This is a genomic window from Bradyrhizobium sp. NBAIM03 (assembly GCF_020194055.1).
Lineage (GTDB): Bacteria > Pseudomonadota > Alphaproteobacteria > Rhizobiales > Xanthobacteraceae > Bradyrhizobium > Bradyrhizobium yuanmingense.
Genome location: NZ_JADYVS010000027.1, coordinates 82,534 through 104,989, shown reverse-complemented (window position 1 = coordinate 104,989; position 22,456 = coordinate 82,534). Strand labels below are relative to the sequence as shown.

Genomic DNA, 22,456 nt, shown 5'->3' with positions numbered 1-22,456 from the left:
CGCGGATCATGGGCCTGAAAAACCGGTTCTTAGAAAGGCCTCCGGCGGGCATGCCGGAGGCCTTCTGGAGGTCAAACTCGATTCTAAAAGCCTCTTCCTTTCTCCTTCGTGCTAGTTGCCAAAACAGATCACCAATTGCGCTGAGCTCGCAGGAGCAAGCTCACCGTGCTCTGGTCCTTCAGCTCGTAGGTCACTCCGGGCTTGGCAATACCCGTCTGCGCCGGCAACACCACAGTGCCGCCGGCCGCATACTTCTGGTCGAGCACGCTGTATGCCAGATCGGCCGAGAAGGTCAGGTTCTTGACCGGAGTCCAGCGAGTGATCACGCCTGCGACCGCATAGTTGAAGTCGGGGTTGCAGCCGGCCGCGCCGCTCGAGAGCGCAAGGCCCGCGACGAATGCACCGCAGATGTAGCCTTTCGCTGCACTATTATATCGCGCAGCAGCCCACGCACCGTAGATGCCAGTGTTCCAGTAAGGATCCCAGTTGTGGGTATAGCCGCCACGGAAGCCGTAGGTGGTGGTCAGTTCCTGACCGGAGCCCGCCACGAAGACCGAGTCGGCGAGACCGGCAAGGCCGACGCTCTGGTAGACCCCCGCAAGTCCCGCCCCCCCGTACATCGCGTAGGTGGTGGGTACGAGGTCCTGGAAATTATAGCGGCTTGCGCCATACGTATAAACGCCTTGGACGTTGATTGTGTCACCCGGACCGGTCGGGAGATTCTTGATTGACAAGGCCAGTTGACCCGCCCAGCCCCACTTGTCGCCGGGATGACCGGTCGTCTCGTCGGCGCCGTAGTAAGCGGCATGATTGTCATGCATCGCGACTGACGCCTGGAAGAGGCCCCAAGCCTGATCGACTCGAAGCATAGCGACAAGGTCAGGAGAGCTTGCACCGGCAATGTCGCTCGCGCCGTACGCGCCTGTCGCAAGACCAGCCACTGTCGCGCCGCTGATGTTCCAGATGTTGGTCGTGTAGTATTGGACCTGATCCTGCGCCGAGAATGATGCCGTGATACCCTGGCCGAAGTCAGCGGTGTACGTAAACTGATTCACACCCGTAACCGCACCGCCGCCGCCCGGCAGACCGTCAAAGTTGTTCGCGGGGTAATTGATCCAGGGCGTTGAGAACTGGGAGATGGTTTTGCCTATCGTGAACCCTGCGAACTGGATGAAGGCCAGATAGACACCAACCGATCCACCAGCGACGCCAGTTCCGCCGTAAACCGTCGAGCCGTTAACACCGCTGGTCCCAACGCCGGTATAGCCGCCCGACCCCCAGTCGAGCACACCATCGAAGAAGGTGCGGAGCATACCGTATTGTGTTGCGGTGCGCGTATCGATCGTCAGATCTTCACGGGCATTGGTGGAATAGTAGTTGCGCAGGCGATTGCCCGCTCCAGGCGCACCATTCACCGCGCCCTGCGTGTAGATCGAGTTGGTGTTGAAGGCCGCATCAACGCGCAGATAACCTCCGAGCTTGATGCATGTGTCGGTGCCGGGGATATAATAGAACCCGGCGCCATAGAGAGAGCAGACCTTCACGTATTCAATCGGCCCTGCCTTGGCCGGCAGGTCGGCCGCCTGTGCACCACCCATCAAGCTGAGCGCAGCGGCCGAACCGCAGAGCATTCGGTTAAACGTCTTCATAAAAGCCCTCCAACATCTTCTGCGGCCCTTATGGGCGGTTGCCGAAGAATGATCCCAAGTTCACGACTGTTGCTTCTCGTTTCGCGCACCTCGACGTCTTCGCCACGCGCGAATGGATCGATTTGCTTGACGTGCGACCGAGGGGCCGCTCCGTCACGGGATGGACATTATATAAGTTACTTATATATGCAACCGATATAAGTTAGCGAAGTGTCGATTCGGGAAAGAGTCGTGGTATTCGAGCAACACACCACCGCACCCGCATTGTTGCTGCGTGTTGCAAACCGGGTTAGGTAAGTTGGCGAAATAATGAAGAGGAGGTCTCGGATCATGTCCCGAGATACGACCCGGCAGCAGCCCTCGCTGAGCGCGAAAGGTCACAGGACAAGCAAACAAACCGCTCCGTCGGACCGAATCATAGGAGAAGTCGGTTGGGACATTGCGGCCATCAATGTGCATCTGGAGGACATTCGGCGGACCTGGGCAAAGGCACTTGGCGTCAGCGGCCCCCAATGGCTGATCCTAATGGCGATTGCCGATCTGGATCAGGGTGCAGGCGTGTCCGTCGGAGATGTTTCGGCGAAGATCAACGTCCGCTCCCCGTTCGTGACCGCAGAGACCAAAATGCTGGAAAAGGGGGGCTTCGTATCTCGCACTGCCTCTCCGGCGGATGGCAGGGTCGTTTTGATGTCGCTGACCGAAAAGGCTCGTAAGGCAATTACGAGCCTTGCAGCCAAGCGCAGAAAACTGGATGAGACGATTTTTGCAGATCTTGGGCACGAAAGGCTGCAAGATTTCAGAGAAGTGCTTTCGACCATCAAGCGCAGAATGGAGAAAGTGGCCCTTCAGCTCGAGCTGGATGCAAGCAAGCCGGACGTGTGAGTGGCTATATTACAGGAGCCATTCGGCTCCGAAGGATTTATGAGCAGATTGTGCGCACCGGACGCCGAGCGCGAGAGCGATTGATCCCAATTGAATTCGCGCCCTAGGCCCTCGACGCCGTGCGGGTATCATTGAGCGCCAGCGGCCGAGCGTTCTTTACGCAATTCTTTCGCGTTGGAATGCTAGGCGCCTGGTCGTTTCGGTCGATGCGCAGTTTGTCTCTGAGCCAATCGAAGATAAACTGCCGCCCAATGCTCGGATTGTCGAGTTGCCGGTGCGATGAACCGGTCTCCTCGCCCTTGAAGATCTTGAGATCCATGGGTACGCCGGCGGCGCGGCAGTGCTCATGCAAGGCAGTGATATCCTCCAGGCTGACATAGTCGTGCTCTCCCACAACGACCAAGGATGGACATTTGATCTGACGGGCAAGCTTACAGAACGGGGATAGTTTTATATCTGGACCGAAGAGGCTGGCGGTGACATATCTGTGCTCGAGATCATCCCAAAATCCGCCGTCGCAAACGGCAGCAGCCCACCTCGTTTCGGTTGCCGCCACGCGTGTGGCAAGGGCCCCTCCAAGACCATCGCCTATCAAGGCGATTCGCCTCTGATCGACGTCATCGCGGCTGAGTAGATAATCCAACCAGCGACGTAGAGCCACGCATTGATAATGGTGGACCGGTCGATCCTGGAAGCGCTCGATCTCTCGCGGCAGGTCGGTAACGAGCAATGACAGGCCGTTCGCAATGGCATGAGACTGAAATCTCACCAATAGGTCTTCTTTCGTATCTCTTTCCTCGCCGATGGCCACGACCACCGGGGATTTGCGCGGCGCGGCCGATGAACGAATGAGATAGCCTTGGAGCAAATTGGTACCGAAGCGGATCTCGAGCACCTCTCCACGCGGAGACAGCACTTCCAGGAAGGCCTCGGCACATGAGTTGGCAATGCGAGACAGTTCGGGAATTCTCGGATCGCTGCGAACAAGAAAGGCGGAAGCTGTGCGATAATAGTTCAAGGCGCGCAGCCATTCGTTCCTTGCCGTCGTAAAGTGGCCTTCTGCGCTTGAGAGGCGCGCGCGCCTTGCGATCCGGTCGGCCAGGGCACGCCACTCCTCGAGCCAGCTCTCGTCGTCGCCGACAACGATCTTGCCGGCAATCATGAGGCACTCGGACACGAAGCTTGCGCCCTCTTGAGCATCTCCCAGCAGGCGTCTCAGCTGGGTGCTCTCGACCTCATGATCCGGCCAGTGGGTCCAGCCGTCAGCGTCATATCTGGGCGAGCGGTGGACACTTTTCGCCTGTTCTCGCATCATCCTGCCCTCCCTATTAAGCCGCGTAGAACGTCTCTGTTCTTTGCGGTCGATCACCTTTTTTTCGTCCAAGCGCCGAATTGACACGTGGCGATATGTCGTATGGTGCGGCGCGCGCATGCAATGCTATTTGAACTCATGCTCGAACCCGAAAACGCGACGATTAGGCCGGCTGGTCACATTGAACCGCCATCGGCTCGTCCTGCGGAACGTGAGACCATTTCGTGTTCGTCTATGCCCAGCGGAGTCTAGGCGACGACGACGCACGCGCTCACGGCAGAGAGCCGGACGCTATTCACAGCTCACCGAGTTCTCCTGTCTTCGCCCCGAACGCTGATCGGTGGCCCTTGGCTGCCTTGCTGAGCTGGCGCCGGTCTCATTCGCAAAAGGTCGCCACAAGATCGCACTCAGAAGCCGACATCGCTCGTCCCTTTCAACTTCAGCATGACACGAGCCTCGTCCGGGGTTGCTGCCTCTAATCCGAGTCCTTTCAGGATCGAGCGGGCTAGCCTCACTTGCTCGGCGCTGGAGGTGGCGAGCTTGCCAGGCCCCGCCCAAAGGCTGTCCTCGAGTCCCACGCGGATATTGCCGCCCATTGCCGCAGCCATGGCGCCTATGCGCATCTGCGCGGCGCCCGCGCCGAGTACCGACCAGACATAGTCGTCGCCGAACAGCCGCTCGGCCGTGCGGCGCATGGTGACGATGTCCTCATGATGCGCCCCGATCCCGCCGAGCAAACCGAAGACGGACTGGATGAAGAACGGCGGCCGCACCACTCCGCGGTCGACAAAGTGCTTAAGATTATAGAGGTGGCCGACATCGTAGCATTCGAATTCAAATCGCGTGCCACTGGGCGCGCACAATGCGAGGACCTGCTCGATCTCGGCAAAGGTGTTACGGAAAACGAGGTCGCGTGAGGACTCCAGGTGCTCGCGTTCCCACTGATGGGTGAACTCGTGATAACGCTCGAGCATCGGAAACAGGCCGAAGTTGAAGGAGCCCATGTTGAGCGAGGCCAGCTCAGGCCGGAAATGCCGGGCGGGCTCCACGCGTTCGGCGACTGTCATGAATGGGCTGCCGCCGGTCGTGATGTTGATCACGGCCCCCGATCTGCGGCTCAACTCCGGGAGAATCTTCGCAAATCCTTCGACCGATTGGTCCGGCTGACCAGTTTTCGGGTTGCGTGCATGCACATGCAGAATCGCAGCTCCCGCTTCCGCAGCCCGCACGCCCTCTTCGATGATCTCCTCCGGTGTCACCGGCAGGTGCGCGGACATTGAGGGCGTGTGGATCGCGCCGGTTAAGGCGCAAGTGAGAATGACCTTGCCAGACCTGGCCATGTGAAACCTCAAGAGCTAATCGGTAGCGGTAAGCGGCGGCGGCCGCGGAATTTTCGGCTTTGATGGCAGGACAGCCGGATCAGGAGTGCCCATCGCGCTTGTGCACGATGGATCTCCTCGCCTGCCAATTGATGACGAGGCAGCTTTTCGCGAGGTCAGCTGGCGAACCGCGGCTCCGGTATGCCCCGGACGCCAAGCCCCTTGATTGCAAATAGGGCCCCGCGCTGCTGTCCGTCATCGGGAAATCGCGGCAAGGGCGGCTTCGCCATGGAGGTCACATAGAGAATGTCGAGGTTGGGACCACCGAACATCACGCTCGTGACCTTGCGCACCGGCATCTGAATAACGCGCTCAACGCTGCCGTCGGGCGCGTAGCGTACGAGCTTTCCATCATAAACAAGCGCTTGCCAAAGAAATCCTTCTGCATCGACCGTGGCGCCATCGGCAGCACCGCCGTTTGAGCGATCTACTGGCGCGAAACGGCGCCGCTTGGTCGCAGCGCCGGTCTCGATGTCATAGTCGTAGGCCCAGATTTCTCCAGTCCAGGTGTCGGCGAAATAGAAGGTCTGGTCGTCCGGGCTCCAGCACGGGCCATTGGACACGATGATCTTCTCATCCAGGACGTGCAGCGAGAGATCGGGATCGAGCCGGTAGAGACGGCCGGAGGCCTGATCCTCCAGTGTATCCATGGAACCGAACACGAAACGCCCGCGGCGATCGACTTTGCCGTCATTCAATCGATTGCGCGGCAAATGTGCCTCAGGGGCCGCGATCAGCTTCAGCTCCCCGCTCTCCAGATCGAGATCATGCACGCCCGATTGCAGCGCGACGAGCGCATGCGTACCGTCGCGACGAAGCGCCATCGAGCCGATTTTCGCTCCAACATCCCAGGCGCGAAGCTCGCGTCCATCTGCGGTCGCACGAAAAACGCGACCATCGATGCTGTCTATCCAGTACAGACGCTGCTGCTCGGTGTCCCAAAGCGGGCCTTCGCCAAGCGTCGTCTTCAGATCCGCCACGATCTCGATCTGCAAAGTCATCCCCCCATTCTCACGTTTCACAGGTATTCCACATTCCCGTCAACGCTGATCGCTTGGCCAGTCACATTGCGTGCACCTGGCGAGCAGAGGAATAAGGCCATGGCCGCAACGTCCTCAGCCGTCACCATGCGACGCAGCGAGATCTTCTTGAGGTATTCCTGGCGCATCGCCTCGTAGCTGGTATGGAGCTGCTCGGCGCGCGCGCGGATTACGCCCTCCATGCGCGGGCCCTCGACGATACCGGGCAAAAGCGCATTGACGCGGATGTCGTCAGGACCGAGCTCGGCAGCAAGCGATTTGACGAGCCCAACAATAGCCCATTTCGTTGCCGCGTACGGGGTACGCCAGGCATAACCGAGGCGGCCGGCAACGGAGGCCATGCAGAGGATTTGTCCATAGCGAGATTGGCGAAGCATCGGGACCGCATGACGGGCGAAGCGGTACTGTGCATTGAGATTGATATCGATCGTTTGCTGCCAATCGAACTCTGCAATGGCATCGATTCCGCCCGTCGGTCCGGCAATGCCTGCATTGTTGATGAGCACGTCGAGCCCACCCCAACGCGCAGCCTGCGCGCGAAAGACGGCCGCGACCGCACCGCGGTCCGATACGTCGGCCTTTGTGGCAAGGACCTGCGGATGTTGATTGCAGAAGCTTGCAAGCGCATCGTCGTTGACGTCGCAGATATGCACATACGCACCAGCCTCAACGAAGGCACCCGCAAGTGCGGCGCCAATGCCGGATGCGCCCGCCGAGATCAGGACGCGCAGCTCGGGATGAGGCACAAGACGCTGCAGCACGCTCATGCCGGTGCACCTGCCCGGCCGCGTCTCGGAACGGCCACGGAGCGCCCAATGCCCGCATTGTCGAGAAAGCGGGACAGACAATTGGCGGCCTGCATGATGTCGTCTGTCACAGCGGCACGAGCGGCGGGCGCATCGCGGTTCAACAGCGCATCGAGGATCTGGCGGTGCGCGTCCATAGAACGCTGCAGGTGGGCAGCGTCGGGAGCAACGAGCACGAAGCACGGACCAATGAGCAGCCAAAAATGCTCGACGGCGCCGAGAATCGCCGGTGCCTGTGCAATTTGGTAGATCCGCCGATGAAAGGCGAAGTTGGTCCAGAGATAAGCGGGTCCATTGACTGCATCAGCGGCGCTCTGCAGCCGGCCGTAGAGTTGCGCCACCTCGGCATCGTCGACACGCGTCATACGCGAAGCCGCGCGCTCGGCCAGCAGCCCCTCGAGCGCCACGCGCGCATCGCGCACATCCCGCAGCTGCGCCTCGGACAGGCTCCCAACGCTCAGTCGCGCCGAATCGCGGAATTCGAAGGCGCCCTCGGCTTGCAGGCGGCGGAGCGCCTCCCGTACCGACGTCGGGCTTGAGCCCAGCGCCTCGGCAAGGCCCCGGATTGTCAACTTCTGACCCGGCGCAAAGCGTCCGGCCATCAGACCATCTCTCAAATGCCGGTAAACCTGATCCGCCATCGAGTCCCGGACGAGGGACGGCAACGGCAGCAGGGCAATGAGGTTGCGCGATTCCAAGTTCCCTCTCCTATATGAGATATGTGATCACATTATGAAAAACCCGTCAAGCTTCGTCGGCGGGGATTCCCGAATCGCGCGTTGAGGCAATTGCCGCCCGGCTGGCGGCGGCAGAATGCCTCGCAGAGGAGGCAAGAGGATTGAGCTTTTCACGCACCGAGGAGTTCGTTCGATGACAGCTGAAGGATGCCGACTGCGTAGAGCCCATCGACGAAGGCCCGATACTGCGGTCGCGCCGCAACGATGGCGGCAACGAGTCTCCTCCCTGAAGCGATCTCGCCGGCGCGGATCAGCAGCACGCCCTTCCAGAAGGTTGGCTCTGGATCAAAGCCGATCAATCCCTGGGCGTCCGTGAGCATGCGCAGCGCCTCTGCAAGCTGCGGACCTGTCGCTGCCGTCTCGCCCGAGAGCAGCCCGGGTGTGAAGACAGATGCGCCGAAGATCGTGTGGGCCTGAGAGAGCTTGGTGAGCCTGCGCAATTCGGCAAGCGGCTCCGGATGGTCGTCAACTCGCACATCGATGAGCCGGTTAGCCCAGGGCGCTGGAGCGATTTCGGCGGACACAATGAGGAGCGCGGCCGACATCCGGCCGCGGGCGTCACCTCCAGCGGCTTCAGCTGCATCCATCGCCGCGAGCATGCGGTCGAGAAGTGGGCCGGCAGTATCCTCGTAAGCTGCCAGCATGGCGGGAACCACGGCGTCGCTGGCCAGCATGTTTCCCAGCACCACAACGTTGCTGGCCTCGAGCTGAGCGCGGTGGGGAACGCAGCGATCGCCAGTGAACATGGCTTTGCCGCCAGCGGCATCGAGAAAGGCGACTTGGCGCAGCTCTCGGTCCTCGTCCTTCGCAAGCAGGCTCGTGAGCGCCATCGGCGCCGACACGCCGGAGGCCATGAGATCCAGCCCGTTCGGCCCGTAAGCTGGATCAACGAACGATTGGGTCGCAACAACACCAACGCCGGCTCGCGCAAACGGCACAACGCGCCCGAGGGCGAAATAATGCGATTGGCTCGCAACACCCAACTCACCCGTAACCGAATCCCGGGCGACAATCGAGTACGTCATCATCAAGACTCCACACGCTCGAGGTGCGCCTTGATCGCCGCGATCAAAGCCAGCGGATCCTCCAGCATCGGCAAATGACCGATACCTGGCAGGAGAACGTGCGGAGCATGCAGCGAGGCTGCCATTTCTGCGCCGGCTGCGGGAGGGCAAGTCAGGTCGAACTCCCCGGTCAGAACCGTCACAGGGCAATTGACGCTGGCCACATGGGCGCGGATATCGGCCGCGCAGGCGGCTCTCCACACGCGACGGATGTCGTCCTTTCCGTTTGGATTGCGCAGCGCAATGGTCTTGGCCACCACTTCGGCAGACGCGTGTGGACCCAGCGCATATTTCGGCAAGATAAGCTCAAACATTTCGGTGACGGTGTGATACTCGAGGGTGGCTAGAACAGCCGCATTGTCAGAATCTCGCGAGTAGAGCTGACTGCCTACCGCAACAACCGAGAGGACCCGTTTGGGCTCTGCTGCGGCGAGATAGACCGAAATTGCTCCACCAAGCGAACCGCCGATGGCGTGGAAGCGATCGATGCCTGCCCGGTCCACGGCATCGATGCAGTCCTGCGCCCACCGCGCAAGGTCGTACTGTTCGGCCGGCGGCGAGTCACCGAATCCACGCATGTCGGGGACAATCGTAAATCGGTCGGCGAATGCCGGAACAATTTCGGCCCACGCCGCGCCCTTGAGATTGATAGGATGCACGAACAGGATTGGTGGCCTGCTCGCGTCGGTCTCGCCATGGTAAGAAACGGCGATCGGACCGACCGGTCGCTTGATAGTGAGCCGCCTCATGAGTCCTCCACGGTCATGACGTTCCGAACGGCCGAAGGGACGCTCGATTGCGTGTGCTCTCCCTTTCCAGTGAGGCTCGCGCACTACGGTCCATCCGCTTCTCGGCGGTCACATCGGGCGGCAAGTTCAGCTGGAAAATCTTCTTTGGACGTTCTTCGCCCCGGCGGGATCAGCCTGTCCGCCGGATGTAGGCGGCGCGGCCAGCCCGGCGGGGCGCTCGCTTTGATTACAGCTTTTGGTCGTCCGTAACCGAGAAGCTCTTGCCGAAGCCTGGCGGCAGATAACCCACGCCGCGGCTGGCGTAGCTATCGCCGAACGGCTGCCGGATCTTGTCTTTGGGCGCCATCTCCGAGCAGTGGAAGTGCCAGATCTTCCACTCCGGCTTTCCCTCTCCGTCGTTGCGCACGTAAATTTCGGTGCTGCGCAGGTACTGGTCCGGTTTGTCGGCTTCCTCGAAATTGCCTTCGCAAAGCAGGTAGGCCATGTCGCCATGGAGATCCAGACGCCAGATGTGCATGACCGCAGGCTTCGATCGCGGCCTGTCCTTGAACGACTCCCAAAAAGCGGTCAGTTCCTCCCGCCCAAAGTACGGATCGCCGCTAAGGTTGAAATTCAAGAACGCGGTGCCACTCGGGAAGCAGGTTCGCATCAAGGGGATATCCCACTTGTGATTGGCAACCCACCAGTCGCGGTGCACTTTCAAAATGGCTGCTCGGTCCTCATTTAAAGTCGGCATGAATGCTCCTGATTGGTGTGATCGTTAAATTGGCCGCCGGGAAAATCCCCCTCAGATTGGCGACCTCATCGGCCTTCGGGTCAAAGACCAAGGCAGATTCTTGTGCTTACGCCTCGGCCACTAGCAGTCGCTCTGGACAGCAGTTCTGAGCGGTTCAGCTGAGCGCGCGCCAGAAACGCGAAATTTCGAGCGCTGAAGCAGGGCGTTGCCGCTGCTCGTCGTGATCCACTGACGCGGACGACGCCAAGAATGCACTTGGATGGCCTGCAACGCTGAGCCAACTCATAGGCCGCGGAATAGTTGATCCAATGACTCTTGCGGCACAGCGCATTGCGCGCCCACAACAAGCTTGAGCTGAGAGCAACACGAAGAGATGGCGCGAAGCGCCGGCCGATCGAAGCTGGATGCGCGATCAATGCCCGGCCGAAAGCGTGCGCTGGCGCGATAATGCGGCTCACTTTAGGGGCCCTCCGTTCTCGATATGTGATCACAAATCAAATTCAGCGTCAAGCATTCCCGGCCGACGCCTTTCGGCATCGTCTCAGGCTCGCGCGGGACGCGCTCCCATTACGTCATTTCAAGCGCGCGGGACCGAGGGATGTTTCGCACCTCGCGATGGTCGTCCAGTCCCGTAACAATCGGAGTGAGCGCCGGAGGGTTCAGCGACGCGAGATAACGAGCGTCAGCAACTTCGCCATAGAGCGTCGTACGTTGGCGCGGCAGGCGTGCCATGGCCCGGATGAGCTCTTCCATTTGTTTTGGAGCCATCTCGTGGCCATGCTGAGCACCGGCTGAACGCGAGATCGTTTCGTCCATCAGCGTGCCGCCGAGATCGTTCACACCAGCCTCAAGGCAGGCGCGAATGCCTTGTTCGCCGAGTTTCACCCAAGAGGTTTGGATGTTGGAGATTTTCGTGTGGAAGACGAGCCGCCCGATCGCATGCATGAGAACGACTTCGCGGAAGGTCGGTCCCTTGCGCGAGCGCCCTTTCAAGTAGATCGGGGCCTCCATGTGCACGAACGGCAATGGGACAAATTCAGTGAAGCCGCCGGTCTCGGTCTGAAGATCCCGGATGCGCAACAGATGCTTTGCCCAATGCTCGTAACGGTCGACATGACCGAACATGATCGTTGCGGTGCTGCGCAATCCGGCTCTATGGGCCGCTGCCATGACCTGCAGCCATTGCGCGGTGTTGATCTTGTCGGGACACAGAATCGCGCGGACCTCGTCGTCCAGGATTTCTGCGGCGGTCCCGGGCAATGTACCAAGACCGGCGTCCTTCAACTCGCGCAGAAACTCATCGACCGAAACTCCGAGCGTCTTGGCCCCCTGAAACACCTCCAAGGGCGAGAAAGCATGGATATGCATTTCGGGCGTGAACTGCTTTACGGTCCGACAAATCTCAAGATACTTTGCGCCGGTGTAGGCGGGATGGATGCCGCCCTGCATGCAGACTTCGGTCGCGCCACGCTCCCAGGCTTCGCGCGCGCGCCGCCCGATCTCATCCATGGAAATATCGTACGGCCGCCCGCGCAAGTTCTCGGCGAGCTTTCCTTTCGAAAACGCGCAGAACTGGCACCTGAAGTAGCAGATATTAGTGTAGTTTATGTTGCGGTTGACGACATAACTAACGGAATCCCCATTGACGGAGCGGCGCAGCTCGTCAGCAGCGCGGCACACGGCCGTGAAGTCGCACTCCTCGGCTTCGAACAGCGACACGATCTCTGCCTCGTCGAGTCGTGCCCCAGAATGAGCCTTTGCGACGATTCTCCGAAAGCTGCCGGTTAGGACGGCGGGCGAGCTGGCATCTTCACGCAGCATCGCGAGGTCCCCGGCAGGCGGCTCGCACCTCGCTCCAGGGCACCATTCGTCTCGGCGCGGCCAGCCATGTCCGTCGACAAGACCGAGCAGGTTCTTCTGCAGCGACATGTCAGTCCAGCGAGCATATTGACGCGCATAGGGCGGATAAACTGCGAGGCGTTCGACGAGCGTCTTGCCGCATTGAACGGTGGCCTCGGAGAGACGTGCCAGATGCGGCCATGGCGCCTCCGGATTGACATGGTCCGGTGTAACCGGGGATACGCCGCCCCAGTCATTGATGCCAGCGGCCAGAATCTTGTCCAGTACGCCCGGGCTGAGATTGGGGGGAGCCTGGATGTTCATGTCGGGCCGGAACAGCAATCGCGCGAGCGCAATGGTCCACAGATGCTCTTCCATTGTTGGGGCCGCCGCGCCCCTCATGCGGGTATCCGGCTTCGGCTTGAAGTTCTGGATAATGACTTCCTGAATGTGCCCGTAGCTTTCGTCTAAATTGCGCAATGCAAGCAATGAGGAGATGCGCTCAAGCGGCGTCTCGCCGATACCGATGAGCAATCCGCTCGTGAATGGGACCGAGAGCTGGCCTGCCAGTTCAATTGTCCGCAACCGACTTCCAGGCTCCTTGTCAGGTGAGCCGAAATGTGGCCCCCCGGGCTCGCACAGTCGTGCCGAGGCGCTCTCGAGCATGATCCCTTGCGAGATGGAGACCTTGCGCAAAGCTGCGATATCGTCGGCCTCCATCAAGCCTGGATTGAGGTGCGGCAACAAGCCAGTCTCGCAGAAAACCACGCGCGCGGCTTCCTGGAGGTAGGCGAGCGTCGATGCAAAGCCCATCTCGTGCAGCTCTCGCTCGGCCTGGCGGTAGCGCAGCTCAGGCTTGTCGCCCAGCGTAAACAGCGCCTCCTTGCAGCCGGCCTCACGACCGGCACGCGCGATCGCCAGCACCTCATCGATGGTGAGGTAGGCACGCTGCCCTTTTTGGGGCGGATGGGCGAATGTGCAGTAGTGGCAGACATCCCGGCATAACTGGGTCAGCGGAATGAAGACTTTTCGCGAGTAGGAGATCTTTCTGCCGTGAGCCTCATCCCGCTTTGATGCCGCCATCCGCATGAGATCGGGAAGGGACACGTCGCTGACGAGAGACATGGCCTCGGAAGCGGAAATGTCACTTCGCCTCAAGGATTCCAGAAGCATCCGATCCACCATTCTCAGAACTCCTCACGCTCCGCGAAAAACGTCGGAGCTCTCTGCATTTTGGGCAACCAACCCCGAGCTCACTTCGGCCGCCGCATCGACGCTTGCGCGCCCCGTCCGTCCGTTCCCATCCCCAGCCGCCTTTGGCCGAGATTAATCGAACGCAAATAGCGATCGGTGGCTGTGGACGTGTTCAGGTCAAGAAAATCAAAGACATCGGCGGGAGCATCGAGATCAAGCCCAATCCTTGCATTGCGGCACACGATAGGCTGAATGCCGAGCCTATCGGCTGCGGCGATGTGGCGGGCGAAGCTATCGGGGCCGAAACACGGCTGCAAGGCTCGCGCTACGGTGAATGCAACCGCGTTGGTGCCGCCATCGCGCGGCGCCGGCACGATCACGGCGTTGCCTTGCGCGGCTTGGAGGAGCGTCGAAACGTCCTCGCTCAAGATAGCCGGCACATCGCTCGGCAGAACAAGGATGAGTTCGTCCCCACGATTTTCGACCGCGGCGAGCCCGGCTGCCACTGCCGCATTGGTTCCGTCCGCACCGCCGTCATCAATCACGACAGTCCCCAGACGAGCCGCCTCTTGAGCGACATCCTCAGCATTTGTTACCACAGCGATATGATTTAGTTTTATCACGCCACATGCCGCGCTCAGAACATCGCACAGCATAGACCGGGCCAACAGGGCGCGCTCGGATGCCGTCAGCAATGGGGAGAGCCGCTGCTTCGCGCACCAGAACGATTTTGCCGGGATGACTACCCATGCATCACGTGTCGTCATGATGCGCCTCCCTTTGAAGGGGCCCTGCCCCGCCGCTCGTGCGTTGCGCGAAGGTTTTCGCCGAAGGCAAGCGCATGCTCTGCGAGCATGAACTTCGACTGCATGTCTGTCATGAGCGTAGGCGCCGGGTGTACATCGACCCCCAGGTCGCCCGCCCCTGCCGCATCGGCAATATCTATGATTAGGCCATCGAGCAGCCCCGCATAATGCCTGGAAATCTCTGCATTTGACGGCTCAAGGCCGAGTTCGTCCATGATCTTGCGCGTCGGTCCTTTGATTGCCTGACCGCCGATAATCGGGGAAATGGCCACAACGGGAACGCTGGTCGCACGCAGTTTTTCAGCCATCCCTGGAACAGCCAGGATTGGATCGATGCTGAGATAAGGATTGGAAGGACATAGGATGATGAGGCGGAGATCCTCGGCATCGAATGACGCAAGCACCTCCTCGCTCAGGCGAGCGTTTTGCGCCCCGCTGAACCGGATCTGCTTGACAACCGGTTCGCAGCGACGCTCGACGAAATAGCGCTGGAATTCGAGCTCGCCTTCCGTGGTGTCGAGGATGGTCGAAAGCCTGTCATTGGTGACGGGCAGCACAGCTGAAGCGATCCCGAGCCGTCGTGCAATGTCGCTCGCAATCGCTGTGAGACTTTCTCCCCTTAAGCGGCGGCGGGTCCGCTCGATATGCATCGCCATATCGCGATCCCCGAGCAAGAACCAGGTCTCGCCGCCGATCTGCTTCAGGGCCTCCATGAAGTTCCAGGTCTCATCGGATCGGCCCCAGCCGCGCTCGGGATCGCTGAGACCGGCGAGCGTATAAAGGACTGTATCGAGGTCCGGCGAGATATGGAGTCCGAGATGCTCGAAATCGTCGGCCACATTGATGACCACGGTCAATCGTTCTCCGAGAACGTGCTGTAATCCAACAGCGAGCTTTGCTCCTCCGACGCCCCCGCAGAGCGCCACAACACGCCCTTTTCCCGGCAAATGTGACCGCCCGTTCATCTGAACATATCCCGTTCTTTCGCACGCACGAGCGCGGACGCCGAATTGATAGGCGCACGAGAGGAGAATCCACGAACATGGATTACTGGTTGGCCTTCGGCCGCCTGTCCCATCAAGAGCGAGGCGGCGGCCGCCAGCTCATCCGCGACCGCGATCTCTGTTACCTGCATGGGCCGGCCGAACAGATCGGGCTTGCCGATCATGCTCTGAAGGGCAGGAATTCCAGCACTTCCAAGCGCCACACCTACGACGCCGTTGCGCCATGGACGGCCGAAGCTATCGTTTATGATGACGCCGACATCGACCCCGAATTGTCGATCGAGGCCGCGCTTGAGGTGCCGGCAACTGTCATCCGGATCTTCAGGCAGCAACAACACGCGATGGCCGCGATCCTGCTCGATATTGGATTCATCTATGCCGGCGTTCGCCATCACGAAGCCGAGGCGGTGAACAACGATGATCACATTCTGTCTTGCGCGAAGGACCTCGGTGGATTCTGAGAGTACCACCTCGATGTGCCGGGGATCTTTGCCGACCGTTTTTGCAAGCTCCACAGCGCGGTCGGAAGGCCTCACATCATCGAGATAGACGTACCTGTTTTCCGCCTTCGACACGATCTTTTGTGCGACGACAAAAATATCGCCAGATGCCACGGCGATCTCTCCGGTCTTCGCGCCATCCGCGATGACACCAACCAGATCGTCGCCAGGCCCCACCAGAGGGATCCCGGGAAGGGCGCTGTATGTGATGCTCCTCGTCATCGCGACTTTTTCCTCCTTCGCCGCTGCCCACACGTCTTGTTGTTTCTGGCGCGGGGCATCTCTCCTCGAATACGATCTCTACGCGCCGTACCCGAAATCAGTTCTGTATCCTATCTGCTTCTCCCTTAAGCAGACCCTGGCACACCTCCTGGATAAGTCTTCGACGTTCGCATCCTTCAAGCGTGCTGACGCGCGTTTCCGTGCTATCTCTTGCCCTTATTCCGAACTCCGCTTCGCAACGGAGAGGCTAGCCATGAAGCGCCGCCGGAGAAATTGACCGCTTTATGACAGTGCGCATTGCGAAACTCGATTGCAGTCTTGCCACCCCCGGCAGGCGTGACAGGTGCTGCTTATGAATGCGTTCGTAGTCCTCCATGTCGCGCGCCAGTACCGAAAGCCGATAATCGTCCGTACCGGACATCAGATGGCAGGCGATCACGTCGGGGCATTTCTGAATTTCGGCTTCGAAAGCCCTGAGCGCGCCCTCGCTTTGGCGGTCAAGCGTGATGTGGACGATCACGGTGAGGGGAAAGCCAAGCGAGTTTGCATCGATATCGGCCGAGTAGCCTTTGATGATCCCGGCTTTCTCCATTTGCAGCACGCGCCTTGCGCAAGACGTTGCCGAGAGGCCGACCCGTTCGGCCAACGCCAGCTGGCTTATGCGGGCATCCCGAATGAGTTCGCTTAGGATTTTGCGGTCTAGAGGATCGAGGGCTGTGAGCATCGTTGCGAACGCCCGTGTGGTTTTCCATTCAGGTCAGGCCGGAAATCGTGATGCCGGCACCCTTCACCTTGTATTTGCGGTTGATCGCGATCAGGACGGAGGTGAGGGCCTCGGCTGCAGCGGAGTTCGCGAGCGCACCGCCATCGATCCCGCGATTGCTCACCGCATCCGCCAGCAACATCACCTCCTTGCGGGCCTCAGGATCATCGCTGAACACCAGAACGTCGCAGTCCGCCTTTCCTCCGGCATGGAGCTTCTGTGAGCCGACATTGTGAAACGCTCCGACCACCCGCGAACTCGGATCAAGCTGCGATTGGGCGATCAGCGCAGCCGACCCGGCGCTCGGGAGTTGAACAACAGAGACCTTCGGCGGCACGAGCGGCACGACCGCGGTGACAACAATCTTGCCCTTGGCCGCGTCCTTGATCTCGGCCAGGCTTGTCTCATAACTGGAGAATGGCACCGCAACGACAACAATATCGCTCTTCGCCGCGGCGGCAGCGTTGGCCTCGCCAGTCACATTGGCGAACCCGTCGGATTTTAAGAGCGCGACTGCATCCTGAGCGCGCTCAATCGAGCGCGATCCAAGAATGACGGAATATCCGGCGCGACTCCAGCTGCGGGCAAGGCCGGATCCGAGATCTCCAGTGCCGCCGACGATCGACAAAGTCGGAAGGGGCGCGTTCGACATTTGGCTTACACTCCTTTGCTTGCGGCATGACGCCTTGACAGTGAAACTCTGCTTCGCTCGAGCGTGCTTGACCGTATTCACACCAGGCCGAACACTCAATAGATCAGTCGCACCGCTCCTTCACGTGAACGAATTAGTTCAAAGACGGCTCGATCGCGGGTCAACACTTCTCGGTCCGTCGCCGAACAAAGAAGTTCATACTAGCCGCCTTCAAGATAGGGAAAGAAATTGAGCTCGGCTCCGTCTTTGACTTCAGCTGACAACGGCACGACCATGTCACCAATCGAGGCCAGCCAGACATCATGCTCGGCGCTCAACGAGCCGATCACGTTGAGAATCGTCGCTCCCTCGGGGAGGTCAAGCTGAATGGATCCAACCCCGCCGGGCAAGAACCGACGGAGATTTCCATGCATATTGACCTCGACGCGGATCATGAGTGCGGGGCTCGCATTGTGGCGGCAATCTTTTCAGCGGTCATCGGCAGCGAGTTCGGCCAGCAGCCAGTCGCCGCCGCGATCGCATTGCCGATTGCAGCCGGTGGTTCGATGCATGGTGGCTCTCCAACGCCCTTGGCACCGTAAGGACCGGCAGCGGATCGGCATTCGACGATAATGCTCTCGATCTCCGGGACATCCATCGCCGTCGGCATCTTGTAATCTGTCAGGTTCGCATTCATGACGCGACCGTCCTGATAGACGATCTCTTCCGACAGGGCCTGGCCTATACCTTGCGCCACGCCACCCTCGATCTGTCCCTCAATATAGGTCGGATTGATCGCATATCCGACGTCCTGGGCCACGACATAGCGATTGATCGTCACTTTGCCCGTGGCTTGATCGACGGAAAGGTCGACGGCGTGGGCATGGTAGCTCGGCGTATTCCAGACCGGGAGCGGATGGTTCTTGACGCGTGTCGGATCGTAGGCTGGTGCCGGTGAAATGGCTGTGCCATGCGCAATGAGCCCGCCACCGGCAAGACGCGAGATGCGTGCCAGCTCCGCAATCGAAATCGACTTGTTGCCGACGACCACGTGCTTGTCCTGCAGCTTCATATCCTCAATCGGTGCTTCCAGCTGCTTGGCCGCGAGTTCGAACATCTGACGCCGCAGCTCTTTAGCTGCCGCAAGGCACGCATTGCCCACAGAAAAGGTCGTACGGCTGCCTTGAGCGCCGTAGTCGAACGGCGCGGCCTGAGTGTCCACCCCGGTGACGTTGATGTCCGTCAAGTCCAGAGACAGCTCCTCGGCGAGCACTTGAGCGGCTCCCGTGATCGCGCCGGTGCCGATTTCAACGGCGCCGCTGACGAGCGTCGCACTCCCATCGGGATTGATCTTGACATAGACACCAGACGAGCCACCCGTCGTCATCCACCAGCTGCAGGCGATGCCCTTGCCCCGTCCTGGCTCGGGATTACGATCTTGCCAGCCGATCGCATCGGCTGCCTTGCGCAGACATTCCTCGATGCTCACAGAGGTGTGCGTCTCGCCCGAAGGGCCCGGATCCCCCTCCTTGACGATGTTGCGCAGGCGCATTTCGAGAGGATCCAGGCCGAGATCCTTTGCGATCATGTCGATCTGGCTTTCCATCGCGAAATTCGCCATCGGTCCCGCCGGAGCACGGAAGGAGCCAGAATGGACCTTGTTCGTGTAGACAGCGATGCTTTCGAACGCGAGCGCTCCTGTCTTGTACGGACCTGCCATGACCTGAAGTGCGATAGCAGCCGTGCCTGGACCTGAGCCGGCATAAGCGCCACAATCCACGATGACCCGACCGCTTCGGGCAAGAAGATGCCCATCCTTGTCAACGGCAGTTTTGAGCAGAACCATGGAAGCCTGACGCGGAAGCGCGGCTGTAAGCTCCTCTTCGCTCGTCGACATCACTTTGACCGGGCGGGCAGTCTTGCGCGCCAGGAGAGCTGCGAAGTGCTCGACACCGATCCTCAGCTTGCCACCGAAGCCACCACCAATTCCCGGCACGGTGACGCGCACCCGCGCGGCCGGCAAATCGAGGATTTCGGCCAATGTCGTTTGCGTGTCGAACGGCAATTGGGTGTTGCACCAGACCGTCACTATCCCGTTCGCATCCCAATCCGCGGTCGCAACGCGCGGCTCGGTGTATCCTGGATGCTGAAGCGAGGTCGTGAACCGATGCTCATAGACCTTATGAGCCTTTGCGAAGGCTCCTTCGACATCGCCGACGTGAATACGGGCGTGACCTGCGATGTTGTCCTTGCGCGAAATGATCGGGAGCGCCTTGTAGGTTTCCCAATCAGGATGGATGCGGATATCGCTTGTGAGCGCCTCTTCCGGATCGTACAGTGCCGGTAGATCCTGATATTCAACCTTGATGGCTTCAATCGCGCGCTCGGCGATCTCGCATGACGTGGCAGCGACCGCGGCGATCGCATGTCCCATGAACAGGACGCGATCGGTTGCAAACACGGTCGTGTCGCGCACCGCCGTTCCATAGCGGACCTGCGGGATGTCAGCGGCGGTGATGATGCCACGCACGCCTGCGATCGCAGCCGCGCGCGAGATGTCGATGTTCTTGATCAGAGCGTGCGCGCGAGCACTGCGCAGGATCTTGCCGTAGAGCATACCGGGCAGCTTGAAATCCGCAGCGTAAACGTGCTTTCCGGTAACCTTGCCGACGCCATCCCGCCGGGGCAGGCGGTGACCGGCAACGCGATGGGTTTGAGCGTTCATTGCTTGGCTCCCGAAAGTGCGATGCGCTCTGCCGCGGTTTCCACGGCATCGATGATCTTGCGATAGCCGGTACAGCGGCAAAGGGTACCTGCGATAGCTTCCCTGATCTCGTCGCGCGAGGGGCGGCAGCCCGGATTTTCGTCCAGGAATGACTTTGCCGTCAGGATCATGCCCGGGATGCAGTAGCCGCACTGAACGGCGCCGCATTCGATGAATGCTTCCTGAAGGGGATGCAGATGCTCAGGATCGCCGATCCCCTCGATCGTGGTGATCGAGCATCCCTCAGCTTGCCCCGCGAGCAGGATGCAGGAATTGACGGCCCTTCCATCGAGCAGCACCGTGCAGACCCCGCACTCTGCTTCCAGGCAGTTCTCCTTGGTGCCCATCATGCCGATCCCGTTGCGCAGGACCTGTAGCAGCGTCCAATGAGGCTCAATGAGCAGCTGATGGCTCTCGCCATTGACAACGATATTGAGAATTTTCCGGTTCATTGATCCTGTTCCCGAATTCGTTGCAAACATGTCCCGAGCGCGCGCTCGACCATGACCGCGACAAGACCGCGGCGGTAGCCGGCCGACGCGCGAACATCAGAAATGGGACTGGAAGCCTCTGCCGCGATCCTGCCCGCCTCCACAAAGCTTTCCTTTCCGGCAGATCTGCCGATGAGATAACTCTCCGCCTGTTCGGGCCGGAACGCCTTTGGGCTTGCGGCTCCGATTGCCAGGCGCACTGAAGCGCAACGCGAGGTGGAGGCATCCAGCGTCAAGCAAGCTGCAACACAAACCACCGATATCTCCATGGCCCGCCGGCGCCCTTCTTTCAGGAAGGCGGTTGCGGATCCGGCCGGAAGCTTGGCAAATCGGATGCTGGTCACGATCTCGGCGGGCAAGAGATCAGTCTTTCCCGGGCCGACGATGAAGTCGCGCAAGGGGACGGAGCGCCGTCCATTGGGACCTGTCATGTCGAGGCTTGCATCGAGCGCGAGCAGTGGCGGCACAAAGTCGGCGGCAGGAGAAGCATTGACGATGTTGCCGCCGATGGTTGCGATGTTTCGTACTTGATGGCCACCGACGACGCTGGCAGCTTCGACCAACGCTCGCAGATTACCCCGAAACGCAGAATGCGTTTCGATCGTGCGGTACCTCGTTAACGCGCCGAGGGTGAATGCTTCGGTAGTCTCGGTGATTTCGCTCATTCCGGCCAGGCAGGCGACATCGATCAGATGTACGGGATCGATCTTCTTCCGATTGATCTGGATAACCGTATCGGTCCCGCCGGCGACATAGCGCGCGGTCGGCGCAAAGCGTTGAGCAAGGTCGATAGCTTCAGTGACCGTGGCCGGCCGATGGAGATCAAAGCTCATGGCTTGCTCCCTTCCAGCGCCTGGGCGGCAGGCCACACCTCGGAGCCCATCTTGGCGATCGTATCCTCGATCGTACCTCCTTCGGGAGCGAAGGGCATGATGATAATCCCGTCGACGCCGGCCTGGCGCAGTTCGATCACACGCGCGGTCACCTCCTCCACATTGCCGGCCAAAGTGAAGGCGTTGATATGGCGATCGGTCACGTATGGCAGCAGAGGAAGGTAAGGCGTCACCCCGGCGGCGTAATGGGCGCCCTGGACAGAGGCGAGCACGTCCTCCGGCAAGGTCAGCCCCTGCTCTTCGGCTGTTTCAAACTTGAGACGCCCTGCCCCGAGCAGTCTTGCAACCGTCGGCCGAAGCGCGTCACGGGCGGCCTGACCGTCTGAGGCAACACAGGCATTGAGCCGAACGATCAGCCTGACGGATTTGGGATCGCGGCCCGCCTTCCTGGCCCCATCGTCCAGTCTCGCGCGGAAGGCCTTGATTTCCGGAGCATTGCCGCCGGCCTCCATGAACGCGGCATCGGCGCAAGCGCCTGCCGTCCGTTGGCCGAGCGGACCATTGCTGGCCACATAGATTGGGATATCGGCGCGAACAGGGGTGAAATTCAGCTTGCCCTCCTTGAACCGAATGACCTCTCCCTCGTAGGTGACGGTCTCGCCGCGCAGGAGCATCCGAATGACCTCGATCGCTTCGCTGATAGCGCGCGCCGGCTTCTTCCGATCGATGCCAAGCTCAGCAAAACCGGAAATACCGGCGCCGAGGCCGAGAATTGCGCGCTTGTTGGAAATCTCGTCGAGCGTCGCAATCGCCATGGCCGTCAGCGCCGGATGTCTGGCGTAGGGATCTGTCACGCAGGGTCCGAGCCTGACCCGAGACGTATTTTGTGCAAAATATCCAAGACACGAATAGACCTCCCGATAGAACCGTTCATCGGCAAGCCAGACCGTGTCGTATCCGCTCGCTTCGGCGAGCTTCACGCGATCAAGCATCTTGGCCATTGGCGCGTTGCCGAGAATCAGCAGGTCGAGGGTCATCTTGTTGGTGTCCTGTTT

At 60.3% G+C, this 22,456-nt stretch carries 21 protein-coding genes; 1 reads left to right on the top strand and 20 read right to left on the bottom strand.

Annotated features, from left to right (window positions below):
* Positions 1 to 128: 128 nt before the first annotated feature.
* Positions 129 to 1,649: a porin gene (locus tag I6F21_RS30470; RefSeq protein ID WP_225183968.1), complete on the bottom strand. Its 1,521-nt coding sequence runs from the start codon at positions 1,647 to 1,649 to the stop codon at positions 129 to 131.
* A gap of 330 nt (positions 1,650 to 1,979) precedes the next feature.
* On the opposite strand from I6F21_RS30470, the gene I6F21_RS30465 reads away from it, so the two are divergent.
* A complete protein-coding gene (locus I6F21_RS30465; RefSeq protein ID WP_225131295.1) occupies positions 1,980 to 2,531 on the top strand; it encodes a MarR family winged helix-turn-helix transcriptional regulator in 552 nt (183 codons plus the stop codon).
* Positions 2,532 to 2,634: 103 nt separating this feature from the next.
* Here the strand turns inward: I6F21_RS30465 and I6F21_RS30460 are convergent, their stop codons facing one another.
* The 19 genes from I6F21_RS30460 to I6F21_RS30370 form a co-directional block, all read right to left on the bottom strand.
* The gene (locus tag I6F21_RS30460) at positions 2,635 to 3,846 is read right to left on the bottom strand and encodes a dienelactone hydrolase family protein (RefSeq protein WP_225183967.1); all 1,212 of its coding nucleotides are present in this window, start codon (positions 3,844 to 3,846) and stop codon (positions 2,635 to 2,637) included.
* A 404-nt stretch (positions 3,847 to 4,250) separates the two neighbouring features.
* A complete protein-coding gene (locus I6F21_RS30455; RefSeq protein WP_225183966.1) occupies positions 4,251 to 5,183 on the bottom strand; it encodes a 3-keto-5-aminohexanoate cleavage protein in 933 nt (310 codons plus the stop codon).
* 155 nt (positions 5,184 to 5,338) lie between these two features.
* Positions 5,339 to 6,217 (bottom strand): SMP-30/gluconolactonase/LRE family protein, encoded by an 879-nt coding sequence (locus I6F21_RS30450; RefSeq protein ID WP_346656695.1) that lies wholly within the window; start codon positions 6,215 to 6,217, stop codon positions 5,339 to 5,341.
* A gap of 23 nt (positions 6,218 to 6,240) precedes the next feature.
* Entirely contained in the window at positions 6,241 to 7,029 is a 789-nt protein-coding gene (locus tag I6F21_RS30445; RefSeq protein WP_225131302.1) for an SDR family oxidoreductase, read from the bottom strand.
* Positions 7,026 to 7,766 (bottom strand): GntR family transcriptional regulator, encoded by a 741-nt coding sequence (locus I6F21_RS30440; RefSeq protein WP_225183965.1) that lies wholly within the window; start codon positions 7,764 to 7,766, stop codon positions 7,026 to 7,028. The genes I6F21_RS30445 and I6F21_RS30440 overlap by 4 nt, the downstream gene beginning before the upstream one ends.
* A gap of 149 nt (positions 7,767 to 7,915) precedes the next feature.
* Positions 7,916 to 8,833: a DUF1028 domain-containing protein gene (locus I6F21_RS30435; protein WP_225172920.1), complete on the bottom strand. Its 918-nt coding sequence runs from the start codon at positions 8,831 to 8,833 to the stop codon at positions 7,916 to 7,918.
* Entirely contained in the window at positions 8,833 to 9,618 is a 786-nt protein-coding gene (locus I6F21_RS30430; protein WP_225131308.1) for an alpha/beta hydrolase, read from the bottom strand. The genes I6F21_RS30435 and I6F21_RS30430 overlap by 1 nt, the downstream gene beginning before the upstream one ends.
* A gap of 226 nt (positions 9,619 to 9,844) precedes the next feature.
* On the bottom strand, positions 9,845 to 10,354 hold the full coding sequence (locus tag I6F21_RS30425; protein WP_225131310.1) for a nuclear transport factor 2 family protein: 510 nt from the start codon (positions 10,352 to 10,354) through the stop codon (positions 9,845 to 9,847).
* A 567-nt stretch (positions 10,355 to 10,921) separates the two neighbouring features.
* On the bottom strand, positions 10,922 to 13,378 hold the full coding sequence (gene cofH / locus I6F21_RS30420; RefSeq protein WP_225172921.1) for a 5-amino-6-(D-ribitylamino)uracil--L-tyrosine 4-hydroxyphenyl transferase CofH: 2,457 nt from the start codon (positions 13,376 to 13,378) through the stop codon (positions 10,922 to 10,924).
* A gap of 68 nt (positions 13,379 to 13,446) precedes the next feature.
* A complete protein-coding gene (gene cofC, locus I6F21_RS30415) occupies positions 13,447 to 14,154 on the bottom strand; it encodes a 2-phospho-L-lactate guanylyltransferase (protein WP_225183964.1) in 708 nt (235 codons plus the stop codon).
* On the bottom strand, positions 14,151 to 15,158 hold the full coding sequence (gene cofD, locus I6F21_RS30410; RefSeq protein ID WP_225140371.1) for a 2-phospho-L-lactate transferase: 1,008 nt from the start codon (positions 15,156 to 15,158) through the stop codon (positions 14,151 to 14,153). Before cofD ends, cofC begins: the two co-directional genes overlap by 4 nt.
* On the bottom strand, positions 15,155 to 15,919 hold the full coding sequence (cofE, locus tag I6F21_RS30405) for a coenzyme F420-0:L-glutamate ligase (protein ID WP_225131318.1): 765 nt from the start codon (positions 15,917 to 15,919) through the stop codon (positions 15,155 to 15,157). The genes cofD and cofE overlap by 4 nt, the downstream gene beginning before the upstream one ends.
* A 247-nt stretch (positions 15,920 to 16,166) precedes the next feature.
* Complete coding sequence (locus I6F21_RS30400; protein WP_225183963.1) at positions 16,167 to 16,643, bottom strand: Lrp/AsnC family transcriptional regulator; 477 nt, start codon at positions 16,641 to 16,643, stop codon at positions 16,167 to 16,169.
* A gap of 28 nt (positions 16,644 to 16,671) precedes the next feature.
* A complete protein-coding gene (gene npdG / locus I6F21_RS30395) occupies positions 16,672 to 17,334 on the bottom strand; it encodes an NADPH-dependent F420 reductase (protein ID WP_225131330.1) in 663 nt (220 codons plus the stop codon).
* Positions 17,335 to 17,534: 200 nt separating this feature from the next.
* Positions 17,535 to 17,768 carry a MoaD/ThiS family protein gene (locus I6F21_RS30390; protein WP_225131332.1) on the bottom strand — a complete coding sequence of 78 codons (234 nt, stop codon included), beginning with the start codon at positions 17,766 to 17,768 and terminating at the stop codon, positions 17,535 to 17,537.
* Positions 17,765 to 20,038 carry a xanthine dehydrogenase family protein molybdopterin-binding subunit gene (locus I6F21_RS30385; RefSeq protein ID WP_225183962.1) on the bottom strand — a complete coding sequence of 758 codons (2,274 nt, stop codon included), beginning with the start codon at positions 20,036 to 20,038 and terminating at the stop codon, positions 17,765 to 17,767. Before I6F21_RS30385 ends, I6F21_RS30390 begins: the two co-directional genes overlap by 4 nt.
* Entirely contained in the window at positions 20,035 to 20,529 is a 495-nt protein-coding gene (locus I6F21_RS30380; RefSeq protein ID WP_225131379.1) for a (2Fe-2S)-binding protein, read from the bottom strand. The genes I6F21_RS30385 and I6F21_RS30380 overlap by 4 nt, the downstream gene beginning before the upstream one ends.
* Positions 20,526 to 21,401: a xanthine dehydrogenase family protein subunit M gene (locus I6F21_RS30375; protein ID WP_225131336.1), complete on the bottom strand. Its 876-nt coding sequence runs from the start codon at positions 21,399 to 21,401 to the stop codon at positions 20,526 to 20,528. The genes I6F21_RS30380 and I6F21_RS30375 overlap by 4 nt, the downstream gene beginning before the upstream one ends.
* Positions 21,398 to 22,438, bottom strand: coding sequence for an LLM class flavin-dependent oxidoreductase (locus I6F21_RS30370; protein WP_225131338.1), 1,041 nt, complete (start codon positions 22,436 to 22,438; stop codon positions 21,398 to 21,400). The genes I6F21_RS30375 and I6F21_RS30370 overlap by 4 nt, the downstream gene beginning before the upstream one ends.
* Between the last annotated feature and the right edge of the window lie 18 nt (positions 22,439 to 22,456).